The sequence below is a fragment of the Sodalis ligni genome (genome assembly GCF_016865525.2).
In the GTDB taxonomy this organism is placed as follows: Bacteria; Pseudomonadota; Gammaproteobacteria; order Enterobacterales; family Enterobacteriaceae; genus Acerihabitans; species Acerihabitans ligni.
The window spans coordinates 5,637,552-5,652,063 of record NZ_CP075169.1 but is presented as its reverse complement, the minus strand read 5'-3'; the positions used below and the strand labels follow the sequence as shown (position 1 = coordinate 5,652,063).

18 protein-coding genes are annotated in these 14,512 nt (G+C 57.1%); 9 read left to right on the top strand and 9 right to left on the bottom strand.

Features of this window, described 5'->3' with window-relative positions; translation table 11 throughout:
• Window positions 1-23: 23 nt before the first annotated feature.
• The 7 genes from GTU79_RS26385 (at window position 24) to bhsA (GTU79_RS26355) (ending at window position 4,347) form a co-directional block, all read left to right on the top strand.
• Complete coding sequence (locus GTU79_RS26385; protein ID WP_203520651.1) at window positions 24-806, top strand: ABC transporter substrate-binding protein; 783 nt, start codon at window positions 24-26, stop codon at window positions 804-806.
• Window positions 807-858: 52 nt separating this feature from the next.
• On the top strand, window positions 859-1,653 hold the full coding sequence (locus GTU79_RS26380) for an amino acid ABC transporter ATP-binding protein (RefSeq protein WP_413726852.1): 795 nt from the start codon (window positions 859-861) through the stop codon (window positions 1,651-1,653).
• A 37-nt stretch (window positions 1,654-1,690) separates the two neighbouring features.
• Window positions 1,691-2,389: an amino acid ABC transporter permease gene (locus GTU79_RS26375; RefSeq protein ID WP_203520653.1), complete on the top strand. Its 699-nt coding sequence runs from the start codon at window positions 1,691-1,693 to the stop codon at window positions 2,387-2,389.
• Window positions 2,390-2,455: 66 nt separating this feature from the next.
• Window positions 2,456-2,908, top strand: a complete 453-nt coding sequence (locus tag GTU79_RS26370; RefSeq protein ID WP_243701507.1) for a MarR family winged helix-turn-helix transcriptional regulator — start codon at window positions 2,456-2,458, stop codon at window positions 2,906-2,908.
• 368 nt (window positions 2,909-3,276) lie between these two features.
• Window positions 3,277-3,534, top strand: a complete 258-nt coding sequence (bhsA, locus tag GTU79_RS26365) for a multiple stress resistance protein BhsA (RefSeq protein ID WP_132924981.1) — start codon at window positions 3,277-3,279, stop codon at window positions 3,532-3,534.
• Between the two features lie 134 nt (window positions 3,535-3,668).
• A complete protein-coding gene (bhsA, locus tag GTU79_RS26360) occupies window positions 3,669-3,923 on the top strand; it encodes a multiple stress resistance protein BhsA (RefSeq protein ID WP_203520655.1) in 255 nt (84 codons plus the stop codon).
• 157 nt (window positions 3,924-4,080) lie between these two features.
• Window positions 4,081-4,347 (top strand): multiple stress resistance protein BhsA, encoded by a 267-nt coding sequence (gene bhsA, locus GTU79_RS26355; RefSeq protein ID WP_203520657.1) that lies wholly within the window; start codon window positions 4,081-4,083, stop codon window positions 4,345-4,347.
• 108 nt (window positions 4,348-4,455) lie between these two features.
• On the opposite strand, the gene GTU79_RS26350 is transcribed toward bhsA (GTU79_RS26355), so the two are convergent.
• The 6 genes from GTU79_RS26350 to GTU79_RS26325 all read right to left on the bottom strand — a co-directional run bounded on the left by GTU79_RS26350 (window position 4,456) and on the right by GTU79_RS26325 (window position 9,809).
• A complete protein-coding gene (locus GTU79_RS26350; protein ID WP_132924987.1) occupies window positions 4,456-4,983 on the bottom strand; it encodes a DUF1993 domain-containing protein in 528 nt (175 codons plus the stop codon).
• Window positions 4,984-5,093: 110 nt separating this feature from the next.
• The gene (cytX, locus tag GTU79_RS26345; protein WP_203520659.1) at window positions 5,094-6,371 is read right to left on the bottom strand and encodes a putative hydroxymethylpyrimidine transporter CytX; all 1,278 of its coding nucleotides are present in this window, start codon (window positions 6,369-6,371) and stop codon (window positions 5,094-5,096) included.
• 44 nt (window positions 6,372-6,415) lie between these two features.
• Window positions 6,416-7,216: a class I SAM-dependent methyltransferase gene (locus GTU79_RS26340; RefSeq protein WP_203520661.1), complete on the bottom strand. Its 801-nt coding sequence runs from the start codon at window positions 7,214-7,216 to the stop codon at window positions 6,416-6,418.
• An 83-nt stretch (window positions 7,217-7,299) separates the two neighbouring features.
• On the bottom strand, window positions 7,300-7,809 hold the full coding sequence (locus tag GTU79_RS26335; protein ID WP_203520663.1) for a YgjP-like metallopeptidase domain-containing protein: 510 nt from the start codon (window positions 7,807-7,809) through the stop codon (window positions 7,300-7,302).
• A 353-nt stretch (window positions 7,810-8,162) separates the two neighbouring features.
• Complete coding sequence (gene idnO / locus GTU79_RS26330) at window positions 8,163-8,927, bottom strand: gluconate 5-dehydrogenase (protein WP_132924995.1); 765 nt, start codon at window positions 8,925-8,927, stop codon at window positions 8,163-8,165.
• 60 nt (window positions 8,928-8,987) lie between these two features.
• A complete protein-coding gene (locus GTU79_RS26325) occupies window positions 8,988-9,809 on the bottom strand; it encodes an SIS domain-containing protein (RefSeq protein ID WP_214513518.1) in 822 nt (273 codons plus the stop codon).
• A 508-nt stretch (window positions 9,810-10,317) separates the two neighbouring features.
• Here GTU79_RS26325 and rpiB point away from each other — a divergent pair.
• The gene (rpiB, locus tag GTU79_RS26320) at window positions 10,318-10,773 is read left to right on the top strand and encodes a ribose 5-phosphate isomerase B (RefSeq protein ID WP_132924999.1); all 456 of its coding nucleotides are present in this window, start codon (window positions 10,318-10,320) and stop codon (window positions 10,771-10,773) included.
• Window positions 10,774-11,048: 275 nt separating this feature from the next.
• The gene (locus GTU79_RS26315; RefSeq protein WP_203520667.1) at window positions 11,049-11,801 is read left to right on the top strand and encodes a glutamine amidotransferase; all 753 of its coding nucleotides are present in this window, start codon (window positions 11,049-11,051) and stop codon (window positions 11,799-11,801) included.
• 99 nt (window positions 11,802-11,900) lie between these two features.
• Here GTU79_RS26315 and GTU79_RS26310 read toward each other — a convergent pair whose 3' ends face one another.
• From GTU79_RS26310 to GTU79_RS26300, 3 genes are read right to left on the bottom strand one after another with little or no spacing between them, the layout of a single operon-like run.
• Entirely contained in the window at window positions 11,901-12,032 is a 132-nt protein-coding gene (locus GTU79_RS26310) for a DUF2474 domain-containing protein (protein WP_413726851.1), read from the bottom strand.
• Window positions 12,010-13,017 carry a cytochrome d ubiquinol oxidase subunit II gene (gene cydB, locus GTU79_RS26305; RefSeq protein ID WP_203520669.1) on the bottom strand — a complete coding sequence of 336 codons (1,008 nt, stop codon included), beginning with the start codon at window positions 13,015-13,017 and terminating at the stop codon, window positions 12,010-12,012. The genes GTU79_RS26310 and cydB overlap by 23 nt, the downstream gene beginning before the upstream one ends.
• Before the next feature lies 1 nt (window position 13,018).
• On the bottom strand, window positions 13,019-14,365 hold the full coding sequence (locus GTU79_RS26300; RefSeq protein WP_132925006.1) for a cytochrome ubiquinol oxidase subunit I: 1,347 nt from the start codon (window positions 14,363-14,365) through the stop codon (window positions 13,019-13,021).
• Between the last annotated feature and the right edge of the window lie 147 nt (window positions 14,366-14,512).

The window sequence follows — 14,512 nt, the reverse complement described above, 5'->3', positions numbered from 1 at the left end:
CAAGCACCCCGAGGAGATACCGAATGAAATTTTCTATAAAGCACGGCACGGCACTGCTGGCACTCGCCGCCACATTAAGCGTCTGTGCCTGGTCGGCCCAGGGGGCTGAAGGGTTTACGAAACTGCGGGTCGCCGCCGATCCCAGCTATCGGCCGATCTCCTTTCAGGATCCGTCGGGCAAGCTGGTGGGGTTTGACGCCGACTTCGCCGCCGCACTCGGTAAGCATATGGGCGTGCCGGTATCCTACGAGGGGATGGCTTGGGACGGTATTATTCCCGCCCTGCAGGGAGGCAAGATCGATGCCATCACCAATCTGGTGATTAGCGACGATCGCAAAAAAGTGGTGGCGTTTTCTGAACCGATCATGACGCAAACGATTGTCCTGGTAGTCAAAGCCCACTCCGGCCATGAACAGCTCACCGCCGCCGATCTGGGCAAACTGAGGGTGGGCGTCATGGTCAATACCGCCGCCGCCACGGCTCTGCAGTCCATGCAGGGCGTTACGCCCACCACCTACAATACGGTTGTGGACGCCTATAATGATTTGATGCTCGGCCGTATCGATGTGGTGGCGGTGGAAAGCGTTAACGGAACCTACATCGTCGCCAGCCAATACGCCGGTAAGCTGGCGGTGGTGAAACAGCCGCTGACCAATGACGTTAAATTGAACGGCGTGGCGCTGCGCAAGCAGGACACCGACGGATTGCAGCAGGTCAATACCGCCATCGACAAAATGAAAGCGGACGGAACCCTGGCCGCCATCGCCGTCAAGTGGTTCGGCAACGCCGACAACGTGCCGAAATAAACCGGGCGCCGGTGTGTTTATAAGATTGCTATGAGGCCGCAAGATGCCAGATATGACGGAGAGGCCGCCGGGGAACGATGAAATGCCGGTGCTGCGAATCGCCGGACTTTGCAAATCGTTCCACGGCGTTCCGGTGCTGACTGATGTCTGTCTTGATATCGCACGGGGTGAAACCGTCGCCATCATCGGGCCCAGCGGCGCGGGCAAGACCACCCTGCTGCGCTGCGTGAATTTCCTTAACGGTTACGACAGCGGCAGCGTGCTGATCAGGGGCGAACAAATCGGTTACCGCCAGGTGGGACAGCGGCGTATCGAAGACAGCGACGCCAATAACAGCCGCATGCGCCGCAAGACCGGCATGGTGTTCCAGCGTTTTGCGCTGTTTCCGCACCTGAGCGTGCTGGAGAACCTCATTGAAGGACCGATCCGGGTCCTTCGGCAGCCGCGCAGGGAGGCGGTGGCGCGGGCCATGGCGGTATTGACGTCGGTGGGCCTGGCGGATAAGGCCCAGGCTTATCCCGCCTGGCTTTCCGGCGGCCAGCAGCAGCGGGTGGGCATTGCGCGGGCGCTGTGCATGGAGCCGGAATTGCTGCTGTTTGACGAGGTGACGTCGGCGCTGGATCCCGAGCTGGTGGGAGAGGTGCTGGCGGTTATGCGCCGCCTGAGCGAGGAGGGGCGCACCATGCTGATGGTTACCCATGAACTGCGTTTCGCCCGTGATGTTGCCGACCGCATCGTGTTTATGGAGCAGGGGCGCATCATCGCCGATCTCCCGGCCCGGCAATTCTTTGAACAGCCGCCCAGCGTTCGTATCGAAGCATTCCTGGCGTCCAGCGCGTCAAAATAGCGATGGCTTAGTTGTTAATTAGGGGATGGCCCGAGCAATGATTGACTTTTTGGTGGCGTATTCGCCGCTCTATTTAAAAGGCGCCCTGGTGGGCCTGTCGCTGACGGTTTTCGCCATGATCGGCGCATTGCTGATAGGTCTGCTGGTGGCCTTGGGCCGGCTATCCCGCCGTACTCCGCTGCGTTTGCTGTGCCTGTGTTATGTCACGCTGTTTCGGGGCGTGCCGCCGCTGGTATTGCTCTATCTGGTGTATTTCGGACTGCCGGCCTGGGCCAGTCAGGCCGGCAGCCCGGTATTGATAAAACTGCTGAGTCCGCTGGATAACCGCCTGTTCGCCGCCACCCTGGCATTTGCGGTAAACGCGGGCGCCTACACCGCCGAAATCATCCGCGCCAGCATTACCTCCATCCACAGCGAGCAGCTGGAAGCCGCCCGCTCCATCGGCATGACCTACCCGCAGGCCATGCGGCGTATAATACTGCCGCAGGCCTTGCGGGTGGCGTTCCCGCCGTTATGCAATGAGTTCATCATTGTGCTCAAGGGCACCTCCCTGGCCTCGGTGATAGGCGTGACCGAACTGATGCGTAACGCGCAGATGGTCGCCTCTGCCACCTTCCTGAATCTTCAGGCCTATCTGCTGGCGGCGCTGTTTTATGTGGTCATGGTTATCGTGCTGCAAATCGCCTCCAGCGCCATTGAGCGGCGGCTGGGCTCGCCCGGAGGCAGCCGGTCCTAATCTTTTTCCCTTGGCCGTTTAATTTGTTACAGTACTCTTTTAGCGGGCGTTGGGACGACCAGGGGAATGATGGACAATAAACAGCGCGAACCTGAAATAAGCGCCGTGGCCATGGCGGGAGAGCTGCGGCTGGTGCTCGGCAATCTGAGCCGTCGATTGCGTGAACAGGCGCATCCCGGGGATTATACCCAGTCGCAAAAATCGGTTATTCTGCGCCTTGAGCGGGAAGGCCCCGCCACCGTCACGACCCTCGCCAAGGCCGAGGGCGTCCGCCCGCAGTCCATGGGCGCCACGGTGGCAACGCTTGCGGCCGCCGGTATGATAAGCGGAACGCCGGACCCCACGGACGGCCGCCAGACGCTGTTATCCCTGACCGAGCGCTGCCGCGAGCTTATCAAGGCCGGCCGGGCGGCACGTGAAGACTGGCTGTTCCATGCCATCAGCCATCATTTCGCCCCTCACGAGCTTGAACAGCTCGCCGAGGCGATCCAGCTGCTTAAGCGCCTGGCGGAAGCCTGAGCGAGGCAATGCCGGCGGTATAAGCCGCTGAGCTTGTTGACAAAGTGCCCGGTCGAGACAGGCTGCAAGATCGTAAACACGCCGTGACTCCCCCGCCGTCACCGGGTTTTTTCTCCTTCCCTTCATGCCCCAGGCTCTATATAATTAACGAATGTTAATTAAAGAAGGTTTTTGCCGGCGAATCGAGCTTGAAAACAAGAAAATTTAAACTTTTTTTATCATTATTTTCAGTCTCTTAAGTAATAAATTAACGATCGATAATAAAAAGTTGTTGATCGGCGGCGGTGAGAGGGATAGTATTTAGTTATCGAACGTTAAGAAATTAACGTCAAAGACAAAAACCCTTAAATTACGAGAGAGACAACATCATGAAAAACGTAAAATACACCATCGCCGCCATCGCACTGGGCACCCTGTCATTCGGTAGCTTCGCCGCTGATCTGGTCAGTTCCGCTCCAGCCAACCAGCAGCAAGTCGGCGTCATCAGCGTTAGCGGTGGCCACGACGTAACCTCCATCGAAAGCCAGCTGGCGGACAAAGCCGCCCAGTCCGGCGCCAAATCATTCCGTATTACCTCGGTCACCGGTAATAACCAAATGCACGGCACCGCGGAAATATATCAGTAAGCTTATTTATCGGTAAACGAATAGCCCCGGCGGGGAATTAAATCCCCGTCCGCTGAATAAAAAACGCATCTGCAGGAAATAACGATATCGCTGTCGCTATTTCAAAAGCACTTTATTAAAGAGAGACCGTGGAAATGAAAAATATTAAATATGCCATCGCCGCCATCGCATTAGGTAGCTTGTCATTCGGTAGCTTTGCCGCCGACCAAGTGAATTCGGTTCCGGCCCGGCAGCAGTCAATGGGCGTGATAAACGTCAACGGCTACGACGCGACCTCTGTTCAAAGCGATCTGGCGGAAAAAGCCGCCCAGGCCGGCGCCAAATCGTTCCGTATCATCTCGGTGACCGGTTATAACGAAATACACGGCAAGGCCGAATTATATCAATAAGCACCGTTTGAAATTGATAATCAGCAAAAAGAATTAGCACTAACAAATTGCCCCGGAGGGAAAAGATATTCCCCTTCGCTGAAAATAATCATCTGCATGAAATAACGATATCGCTAATCGGTATTTCAAACATTACTTTTAAAGAGAGACCGTGAAAATGAAAAACGTAAAATACACCATCGCCGCCATCGCCGCCATCGCACTGGGCACTCTGTCATTCGGTAGCTTCGCCGCCGATTTGGTCAGCTCGGCTCCGGCCGAACAGCAGCAAGTGGGCGTAATCACCGTTACCGGCGCCCATGACGTAACTTCTGTTGAAAATCAGCTGGCGGAAAAAGCCGCCCAGTCCGGTGCCAGATCGTTCCGTATTACCTCTGTTACCGGCAATAACCAAATGCGCGGCACCGCGGAAATCTACGAATAATGGTATGACGGATAAATGAGCCAGGGTAGGATGCCCCGGCTAAGCATCACATTCAAAGAAACGCCGGCAAAATCCAGTTATTTTGCCGGCGTTTTTTAATGCCAAATTTTATTCGAAAGAGCCTAGATAATCTTTTTTACCGATCGCCAGGCCCAGGTGACGCAGGATGTCGTAGGCGGTGGTGATATGGAAAAAGAAATTCGGGATCGCCATTTGGAATAGGTAGTCATTACCGGTGAAGGATTTTTCGCTGCCGCGCATGTTCATCACGACGGGGCGTTCGCCGCTGTGTTCAAACTGCTCAGGATGTAAATTACCCAGAAAAGTCAGCGTCTTGGCAATACGGGTCTGCAATTCGTCAAAGGTGCTTTCGGTATCGGGGAAGCTGGGGATTTCACAGCCCGCCAGGCGCGCAGCGCCGCCTTTGGCCGCATCGCTGGCGGATTGGACCTGTCTTGCCAGGGTGAACATATCCGGCGCCAGCCGCGCGTTGATCCAGTCTGACGGCTCGATGCCCTGTTCCTGGACATGGGCCGCCGCTTTAGCCAGCAGGGAGGATAGATTGGTCAGCATGCGGATAAAAACAGGCACTGATGCCTGATAAAAACTGATGTTCGGTTGTGCCGTGGTAACCATACAAAACCCTCTTAGGGTAATCGAACAGAAAAAAAAGAGTAAGGCGTCGGTGGCGCCCTCTCGCAGCCGCTATCAAATTAGGGCCGACGCCCGGTGCCGTCAATGTTTTTCTAACGAGCGCTATTAAATTCCCCCCGCCGGGCCAGGCCAAGATGCAGCAAACCGGCAATCAACAGCGACGGCAGGGTGGCGCCCACCTGGGGATAGTCCCGCAACAGTAGCTGATACACCGCGATACCCACGATCCAGGCGGCGAATGCCCGCCAGGACAAACCGGCGCCGGGGGCCGGATTGCGGCGGCGGCGCACCAGGAAATGTTCCGCCAGCACCACGCCGAACAGCGGTGAAAAAACCGACCCGATAAGCAGCAGGAAATTTTCGTATTGGGATAACGGTACCTGCCAGGCGATGAGGGTGCAGATGAGGCCGATAATCAAGGTCAAGGGCTTCACCTGGCGCGGGATGAACAGCGCCGAGGAGAGCGCCGCCGAATGGATGTCGGCAAAGGCGTTTTCATTTTCGTCAATGAGGATCAATAGCAGCGGGATGCCCAGGGCGGCGCCGGACAGCGCCACCAGCAGCGCGTTGGCGTCGCCGTTGCCCACATACGCCAGAGCATAGGCTCCGCCCAGAACCATCATCCACAGGCTGCCCAGCAGGTAACCGCCGAGGGTGCCGAGAAAACTTTGCCGCGCGCTTTTGCCGAAACGGGTGTAATCCCCGATAAGCGGTAGCCAGGACAGCGCCATGGAGATAACGATATCGCAGCCGGCGGCAAACGGCAGGCTGCCGTTGCCCGCCGCCGCCGCCAGCCGGTGAATGTCCCCGTGCCGCCACAGGGACAGGCTCAGCCAGGCACAGGCGATCAGCAGCAGATAGATCCCCCAGCGCCGTAATACCAGCCGGATAAAGGCCAGCGGGCCACCCAGGGCGATGGCCGTGGCGCCGATGCCGAACAGCCATGTCCACAGGGCGGCATTGGCCCAGATACTCTGGCTGCCCAGCGCGCGAGCCGCCAGCAACGACGCCGCATCGCGCATCATCACAATCTCGAAGGCGCCCCAGCCAATCAGCTGCAGCAGATTCAGCAGCGCCGGCACCGAGGCTCCCTTTTTACCGAGGCTGTAGGCCATGGAGGCCATGGAGGAGCGTCCGGTATCGAAACCTATCACGCCGGCCAGCGCCAGCAGCAGGCATCCCAGCAGCGAACCCAGCGTGATGGCATAGAGGGAATTTACCATGCCCATGCCGGGGGAGAGCACGGCGCCGGCCTGCAGCACCGCCAGGCCGATGCCCAGGGAGAACCATAACGAAAAGAAGTCCCGCCATCCCAGGACCCGGTCGGTCTCGGTAATGATCCTGTCCGGAGCGTATATATTGTTTTTCATCGGGTTATCAGTTTTTTTGCACGGATAACGACAATAGCACAACCTTATTCCGGCGTAGACGGCGAATCGATGCCGTGACCGACAATTAATTTCAGTGAGCCGTCAAAACTCGGCTGGGTGCGCAAATGACCGTACCTGGCATCCCAGGCGCCGGAGGCGAGATCGCGCGTCAAATGCCGCACAAAGCGCTCGGCGACGGACGGATCGACGAAGCTCCAGGCGGAATTCGCCCGGCGCGCGCCGGGATCAAGCAGGGCTTCCGGCCGGCCATAATAGGCTTCGCCGAAACCGTCGCTGCAGCGCAAGGGGATCGGGACCGGCCGCACGCTGGCGTGTTTGCCCAGCGCCGCCGTCAGGCTGCTCATGGGCGGATAGCGCTTCGCCTCCACCGCGATCATTTCCGGCGCGTAGTCATTCAGCCAGGATTTGGTAAGCTCACCGGGATCGCAGGACAGGATAACGATGGGGCCGCGAACGACGCGGCGCATCTCCGCCAGTCCCTGGGCCAGGTTCTGCCATTGATGTACCGTGAACGTCGCCATGCCGGCATCAAAGATCCCGTCGGCAAAGGGTAGCGCCTCGGCCACGCCTTCAATGGCCCGGGGCAAATGCGCCGGCCGCTGGGCGCGCATCGAGGCGGAGGGTTCCAGGGCGGTGACCTCAAGATCGGTGGGTTCGTAGGAACCGGCGCCGGCGCCGACGTTCAGTACCGTGCGCGCGGGCCGGAGGGCATCTCTGATTAAACCGGCGATGGCGGGATCGGGGCGGCGGTAGCGGGAATATTCCCGGCCGATAACCCCGTAATCCGCATCGCCGGCGCTGCCATCGTCGAAACGCTCAGACAAAATTAACCTCCTGATGGATATAGTGGCAGGTCTTCTCTCTCTATAGCTTAAATGGTTCTCCATGTGCCGCGGCACGGGCATGGCTAGTCCCGGTTTTCCCCATCCGCCAGCGCAAGCTGGGTCAACCAGAGACGGGTATCGAATTCAAGCTGATGATAGCGGGGCTCCATATGGCAGCACAGCTGATAGAATGCCTTGTCATGCTGTTTCTCCTTCAAATGCGCCAGCTCATGCACGGCGATCATCCGCAGCAAGTCGGCGGGCGCCTTTTTGAATACCGTGGCGATACGGATTTCCGCCTTGGCCTTGAGTTTGGCTCCCTGAATACGCGATACGGCGGTGTGGAGGCCGAGGGCATTCTTAATCACATGAATCTTGCTGTCCCAGGCAACCTTGTCCACCGGCGGCGCATTCCGCAAATAGGCGTTTTTCAACCCGACCACATACTGGTAGAGCGCTTTGTCGCTGGTGACGCTATGGGTTCCCGGATAGCGCTGCTGCAATACCGCTCCCAGGCGCTGCTCGCGGATCAAGGTCCGCACCTGCGCCAGCAGATGCTCCGGGTATCCCTGCAGATAAGTCAATTCGGTCATGCGTGGTCGCGCCGCTGTAGTTATAGAGTTATGTGGTTACGCCCGGAGAGTCCAACGGCGTCCATGAGACGATTATACCCGCTAACGGGCAATAGGGCTAAGGAGGGATAACGGCACCGGCGGCCGATAATCACGCCGGCCGGCGGTGGGGTAACGATTTCGTGAAGTGCAGCACTTTCTGGCCGGCGTAACCATGGAAAATGAAAAGCACAGGGAAGCAGTGGCTTTTGACAATAATCTAAAAAGGATAGCGCACGGACCGATATCTGCCGCTGAAAGCCTGGAACCGCCGGGCATCAAGCGGACGGGGCGTGCGCATTTTTTTCGCCGCGCCAACGGCCAGGGGGAATCAATCAGACCGCTACGGACATGCCGCCATCCACAAACAGCAGGTGTCCGTTGACAAAATCAGAGGATTTCGCCGCAAGAAATACCGCCGCGCCGATGAGTTCCTGCGGATCGCCCCAGCGTCCGGCGGGGGTACGTTTGGTGAGCCAGGCGGTAAAAGCGTCATCTTCTTCCAGGGCTTTGGTCATATCGGTACTAAAATAACCGGGGGCAATGCCGTTTACCTGGATATTATAGCGGGCCAGCTCAACGCACATACCGCGGGTCAGCATTTTCACCGCGCCTTTTGACGCGGCATAGGGTGTAATATTATCCCGGCCCAGTTCGCTTTGCATCGAACCGATATTGATGATTTTGCCGCGGTTCCGTTTCACCATATACCGTGCGACGGTCTGGGAAACCAGAAATACCGCCTTTTGGTTCACGGCGATAACGTCATCCCACTCCTGCTCCGGAAATTCGGTAAAGGGATGGCGCCGCTGGATACCGGCATTATTTATTAACACATCTATGGCGCCGATAGTGGATTCAATACGCTGGACGGCGTCCTTGACGGCGCCGCTGTCGGTAACGTCAAACGGCATCGCATACGCGGTATAACCCTCTTCCCGCAATTCACGCACCGCTTTATCCGTACCCTCGGCGGTGGTGCCGTTGATAATGATATCCGCGCCGTACTGCGCCAGTCCCCGGGCCAGAATAAAACCTATACCCCGCGCGGAACCGGTGATTAATATCTTTTTGTTCTGCAATGAAAAGAGCTCGTTCATTAGAACTTCCTCTGGAATCGACTCAAAAAACCAACCGTACCCAGGATCGTAACCGCTGTTTTATCCCTTGCCATGTAAAGGTTTGACTATTTCGATGCTTCGTTCCAGTTTTTCTTTTGCTCCATGATAGTCCTGCAAAACAAGGGCAATAAACAGCGTATCCAGCAAATTGAGCTGAATAATGCGGGCTACGGCATTCTGGCCTAATAACGGACCGCCGCGGGCGGGGCTGAAGATGGACAAATCGGACAGTTGCGACAGAAGCGAAACATTATCATTGGTAATACAGATGATTTTTGCGCCCCGGTCCTTCGCCACCTGCACGGCCTGCAGCAGTTCTCGGGTATCGCCGGATTGCGAAATAACAATCACCACATCCCCTTCCGCTAGCTGGCAGGCCACCATGAGCATCAGGTGATAATCGTTATAGGAGTGGCTGAGGATGCCGATGCGTAATAGCTTGTGCTCAAAATCCAGGCACACCGTGGCCGAACCGCCGACGCCGAACAGCGTAACATGCCCGGCCAGCAGTATCAGTCTGGATGCTTCGGCGATAACCGTCGGATCAGCGACGGACTGGGCCTCTTTTAACGCATTGATGGAATTATTGAATATTTTATCCAGCACCAGCTCAATGCTGTCGTCCTCAGAAATTTCTTCTTCTTTATCAAAAGGCAGAGCGGCAAAATAGGACCATAACGCCTGACGCAATTCACGAAAACCGGTATAACCCAGTTTTTTAGCCACTTTGACGATAAGGGGTTCCGAGACATTCAATGACGAAGCGACGTGTTTGATACTGGTTTGTTTATCCACGTTTCCTCTGGTGATGAACCACTCGGCGATGCCGCGCTCCGTCGTATTGAGCAGCGAGAGCGACATTTTATCTTAGCGCCAATCGCCAAGGCATTTTCGTTATTGATCAAATCCACCATTTACCACCCTCCTTAACAGGTCAAGGCTGTCAGTTATAGCAAACCGGCCGGTGATAATGCCATCCCGCCAGGGTTTGAAAAAGCATGACAATACCGGCCATGGCGGAATATTCATAGAAGTAAAAAAATTTGTGAAGATTTGCCAAGGGTCAATAAAACGAAAGAACCGGCGCGGTCTGCCGAATGCACCGTTGACTCACGATGGATATTATTGCATTACGCAGTGTTATGCCATAAAATCGGTCAGATGACAGGCATGGCGTGATAAAATATGTCTTGTTATTGCGATTTTTTGAAAGGCATAACTTCACAATAATTTTAAATTATATTAAGTATTTTATTGTGAAGTTTAGTATCCATGAACAAATGCACCGGTGATATCTCCCGGTTCAGGGGGCCCTGTTCGGGTAGCTCTCTATGCGGATAATAGCCCGGGACGGAATTGAGGTTAGCGAATGATGAAAATTGCCATCGGCTGCGATCATGTGGGCTGGTTATTGAAGCCCGAGATAGTCAGCCATCTCGAATCCAAGGGTATCTCTGTCATCGATAAAGGCACCTATACGTCGGAGCGCACCGATTATCCCCTCTACGCCAAGTCGGTTGCCGATGCGGTAATGAACCATGAAGCGGATCTGGGTATCCTGATCTGCGGTTCCGGCATCGGTATTTCCATCGCCGCCAATAAAGTGCCGGGCATCCGCGCCGTGGCCTGCAGCGAGCCTTATTCGGCCAAACTCTCCCGCCAGCATAACGATACCAATATCCTGGCCTTCGGCTCCCGCGTGGTAGGCGGCGAACTGGCGAAGATGATCGTTGACGAGTGGCTGGCCGCCGAGTTTGAAGGGGGTCGCCATCAGCGGCGGGTAGAGCTCATCGGCAAACTCGAGCAAGGGGATTCCCTGGACTGACTGAACGAAACAGTGCGCGCCGGGTATCAGAGGGCCTGCCATAGGCCTGATGACGCCGCCTTGGTCTATGCGCTATTAGCATTTTTCTTGCTAAGGTAATCGTTAATTAGCATGGAAAAGCCCCCATCGCCGGTAGACCTGGCGGCGCCGTGGCAGGCATAATGGAATAACGAACCGGCGTCAACGCTGTAGCCGGCATGACTTTGCATGACGTTGTGGCGCGATCGGTATCGATCCCGCCGGCATTCAAATCAGCATAAGAATTGGAATCAGCAATGGACTTACCCTTTTACGCACCGCTGGCGATTGTCCAGATGGGAGAACCGCCTACGGCCATCGCCGCCGAGGTGGGGGAGCAGTACCAGTGGTTTGTAGACAGACTCGGCCTGGAATCCCATGAATATGTCTTGATCCGCCCCTATCGCGGCGATCGGTTGCCCGATCCGGATCGGATTTCAGCGGCTATCATTACCGGGTCCTGGTCGATGGTTACCGATCATGCCCCCTGGAGCGAGATTACCGCCGCCTGGATCCGCGGGGTACATGCCCTGGAACTGCCGTTACTGGGTATCTGCTACGGACATCAGCTTATCGCTTATGCGCTGGGGGGCGTCGTTGCCGATAATCCCCGCGGCTGGGAAGGGGGATTGCAACAGGTGCGGATCACCGCCCGCGCCGAGGACGATCCGCTGCTTGGGGGGTTGCCGGGGCAGTTCGCCGTCTGGCTGTCCCATTTGCAGACGGTGCTGCGTCCTCCCGCCGAGGCGCGGGTATTGGCCGTCTCGCCCCGGGATGATTGCCAGATCATCCGCTATAGCCCGCAAACCTTTTCGCTGCAGTTCCATCCCGAATTCAGCCGGTCCCTGATGGCGAGCTGTCTGCGCCACAGCACCCGGAGCGGCGCCAAAGAGCAGTTGGCAAGCCTGCAGTCGCAGACGGAACCGGAGTGGCCGGCGCTGATTTTGCAGCGCTTTTATGAGAACTGGCGTAATAACCGTTCCGGGCTGGCGAACAGCAACGCCGCATAACGTTAGGTTAATTCCATACCCGGCGGGGCGCTCTGGTATTCAGCGTCCCGGCATGGCATGATGTCGGCTGGCCGGCGGCAGATGATTAGCCATATCCGCTCAGTGGGTTCGCATGCCGGCCGCGGTCATCAGCAGCCGGAACAGCGTGGCGACCACCCCCAGCGCCAGCACGCTGGCCGCCCATAGCGCCAGCAGCCATAACAGCCGTTTAATGGTATCCCTCGTGGGGATTGATTTTTCCGCGGAAGACAAAATAGCTCCAGAAGGTGTAAACCAGAATTACCGGGATGATCAGCAGCGCCCCCACCAGCATGAAACCCTGGCTTTGCGCCGGCGCCGAGGCGGCCCGGATGTTGATGGCCGGCGGAATGATGTTGGGCCAGATACTGATGCCCAGGCCGGTGAAACCCAGAAAAACCAGTATCAGCGTCATCATGAACGGGGAAAAATCCGCCCGGCGGCCAATGCCCCGCCACAGCCACCCGGCGCAAAGCAGCACCAGGAGCGGCACCGGCAGAAAATAGAACAGATTGGGCAGTGCAAACCAGCGCCGGGCTATGGCCGGATGCGCCAGGGGCGTCCACAGGCTAATAACCGCTATCGCGGCCAGCAGCGCCAACAGCAGGGGTTTCGCCAGCCGGTACATATGCCGCTGCAGATCCTGTTCGGTTTTCATAATCAGCCAGGTACAGCCCAGCAGGGCATAGGCCGCCGCCAGTCCCAGTCCGCAAAACAGGCAAAACGGTGTCAGCCAGTCAAAAGCCGCGCCGGCGAACCGCCGTCCCGTCACCGGGAACCCTTGAATAAAGGCGCCCACCACGACCCCCTGGCAAAAGGTGGCCGCCAGTGAACCCAGCATAAAGGCGCGATCCCAAAAAGGCCGATGGGCAAGGGTGGCTTTAAAGCGGAATTCAAACGCGACGCCGCGAAAAATCAGCGCGAACAACATCAGCGTAAGAGGGGTCGACAGCGCGTCGATAATCACCGAGTAGGCCAATGGAAACGCGCCGAACAGTGCGGCACCTCCCAGCACCAGCCAGGTTTCATTCCCGTCCCACACCGGCGCCACGCTGTTTACCATCTGGTCGCGGGCAGAGCGGTCCCGGGTCATGAAAAACAGGATGCCGATGCCCAGGTCAAAGCCGTCCATGACGATATACATCAGCGTGGCGAAAATGATAATCACAAACCAGATGACGGGCAGATCGATACCCATGTTATTTCCTCTCAACCATGTTCTCTTTACCAGAAGGAGGGCCTTGACGTATCAGCCGCATCATATAGCCGTAGCCCACGCCGAATACCGAACAGTAAATCAGGACGAATGCCAGCAAACTCAGGCTCATATGCAGTGAACCATGGGCGGAAACCGCATCTTTGGTACGAAGCAGACCGTATACCACCCAGGGTTGCCGGCCGGCCTCGGTGGTGACCCAGCCCGCCAGGATGGCGATTAATCCCGCCGGTCCCATCAGCAGGGCGAAACGCAGAAAAATCCGTGAACGATACAAGCGCTGGCGGCGGCGCAGCCAAAGGCCGGACAGCCCCAGCAGGATCATCAGCATGCCCAGGCCGGCCATGACGCGGAATGACCAGAAAACGATGGTGGAATTAGGCCGGTCTTCCTTGGCAAAACTGTTGAGCGCCGGCACCTGCCGCTGCAGGCTATGGGTCAGGATCAGGCTGCCCAGATAGGGTATCTCCAGCGCATAGCGGGTTTTCTGCGCCGCCATATCGGGCAATCCCGCCAGAATCAGCGGGGTCGCCTGGCCGGGGATATTTTCCCAGTGCCCTTCGATGGCGGCGATTTTAGCCGGCTGGTATTGCAGGGTGTTCAGTCCGTGCATATCGCCGATGACCGCCTGGATCGGCGCGACAATCAAGAGCATCCACATCGCCATGGACAGCATTTTCCGTATGGCCGGGGTATCGTTGCGCCGCAGCAGATGCCAGGCGGCCGATGCGCCGACGAACAGGGCGCTGGCCAGGAAGGCCCCGGTGGTCATATGCAGCAGCCGGTAGGGAAAGGAGGGATTGAAAATCACCTCGAACCAGTTGACCGGCACTACCTGCCCCCGTTGGACGATATATCCCTGCGGAGTTTGCATCCAGCTGTTGGAGGCCAGGATCCAGAATGTGGAGATGAGCGTGCCCAGCGCCACCATGCAGGTGGCGAAGAAGTGCAGGCCGTTGCCCACCCGCTGCCAGCCGAACAGCATGACGCCGAGAAAGCCGGCTTCCAGGAAAAATGCCGTCAGGACCTCGTAGGTCAGCAGCGGCCCGGTAATGCTGCCGGCGAATTGGGAAAAGCCGCTCCAGTTGGTGCCGAACTGATAGGCCATCACCAGCCCCGACACCACCCCCATGCCGAAATTGACGGCGAACACCTTCGACCAGAAGTGATACAGGCTGCGGTAGTCTTCATCGCGGGTTTTCAGCCATAAGCCTTCCAGCACCGCCAGATAGCTGGCCAGTCCGATGGTAATGGCCGGGAAAATGATGTGGAAAGATACCGTAAAGGCAAACTGAATTCTGGCAAGGTGGAAAGCATCTACCCCGAACATGGCGAACCTCGCGCTAACGGCTGAATCGTTGATAACCTGCTGGGTTATCTTCCATGAGGATCATAGAGGGTTGAGACGGTGTATAACAGCAACAGAAAAGCTGATTTATGCTATAACAGTTTCCACCGGGGTGAGGTTTTCCGCCGG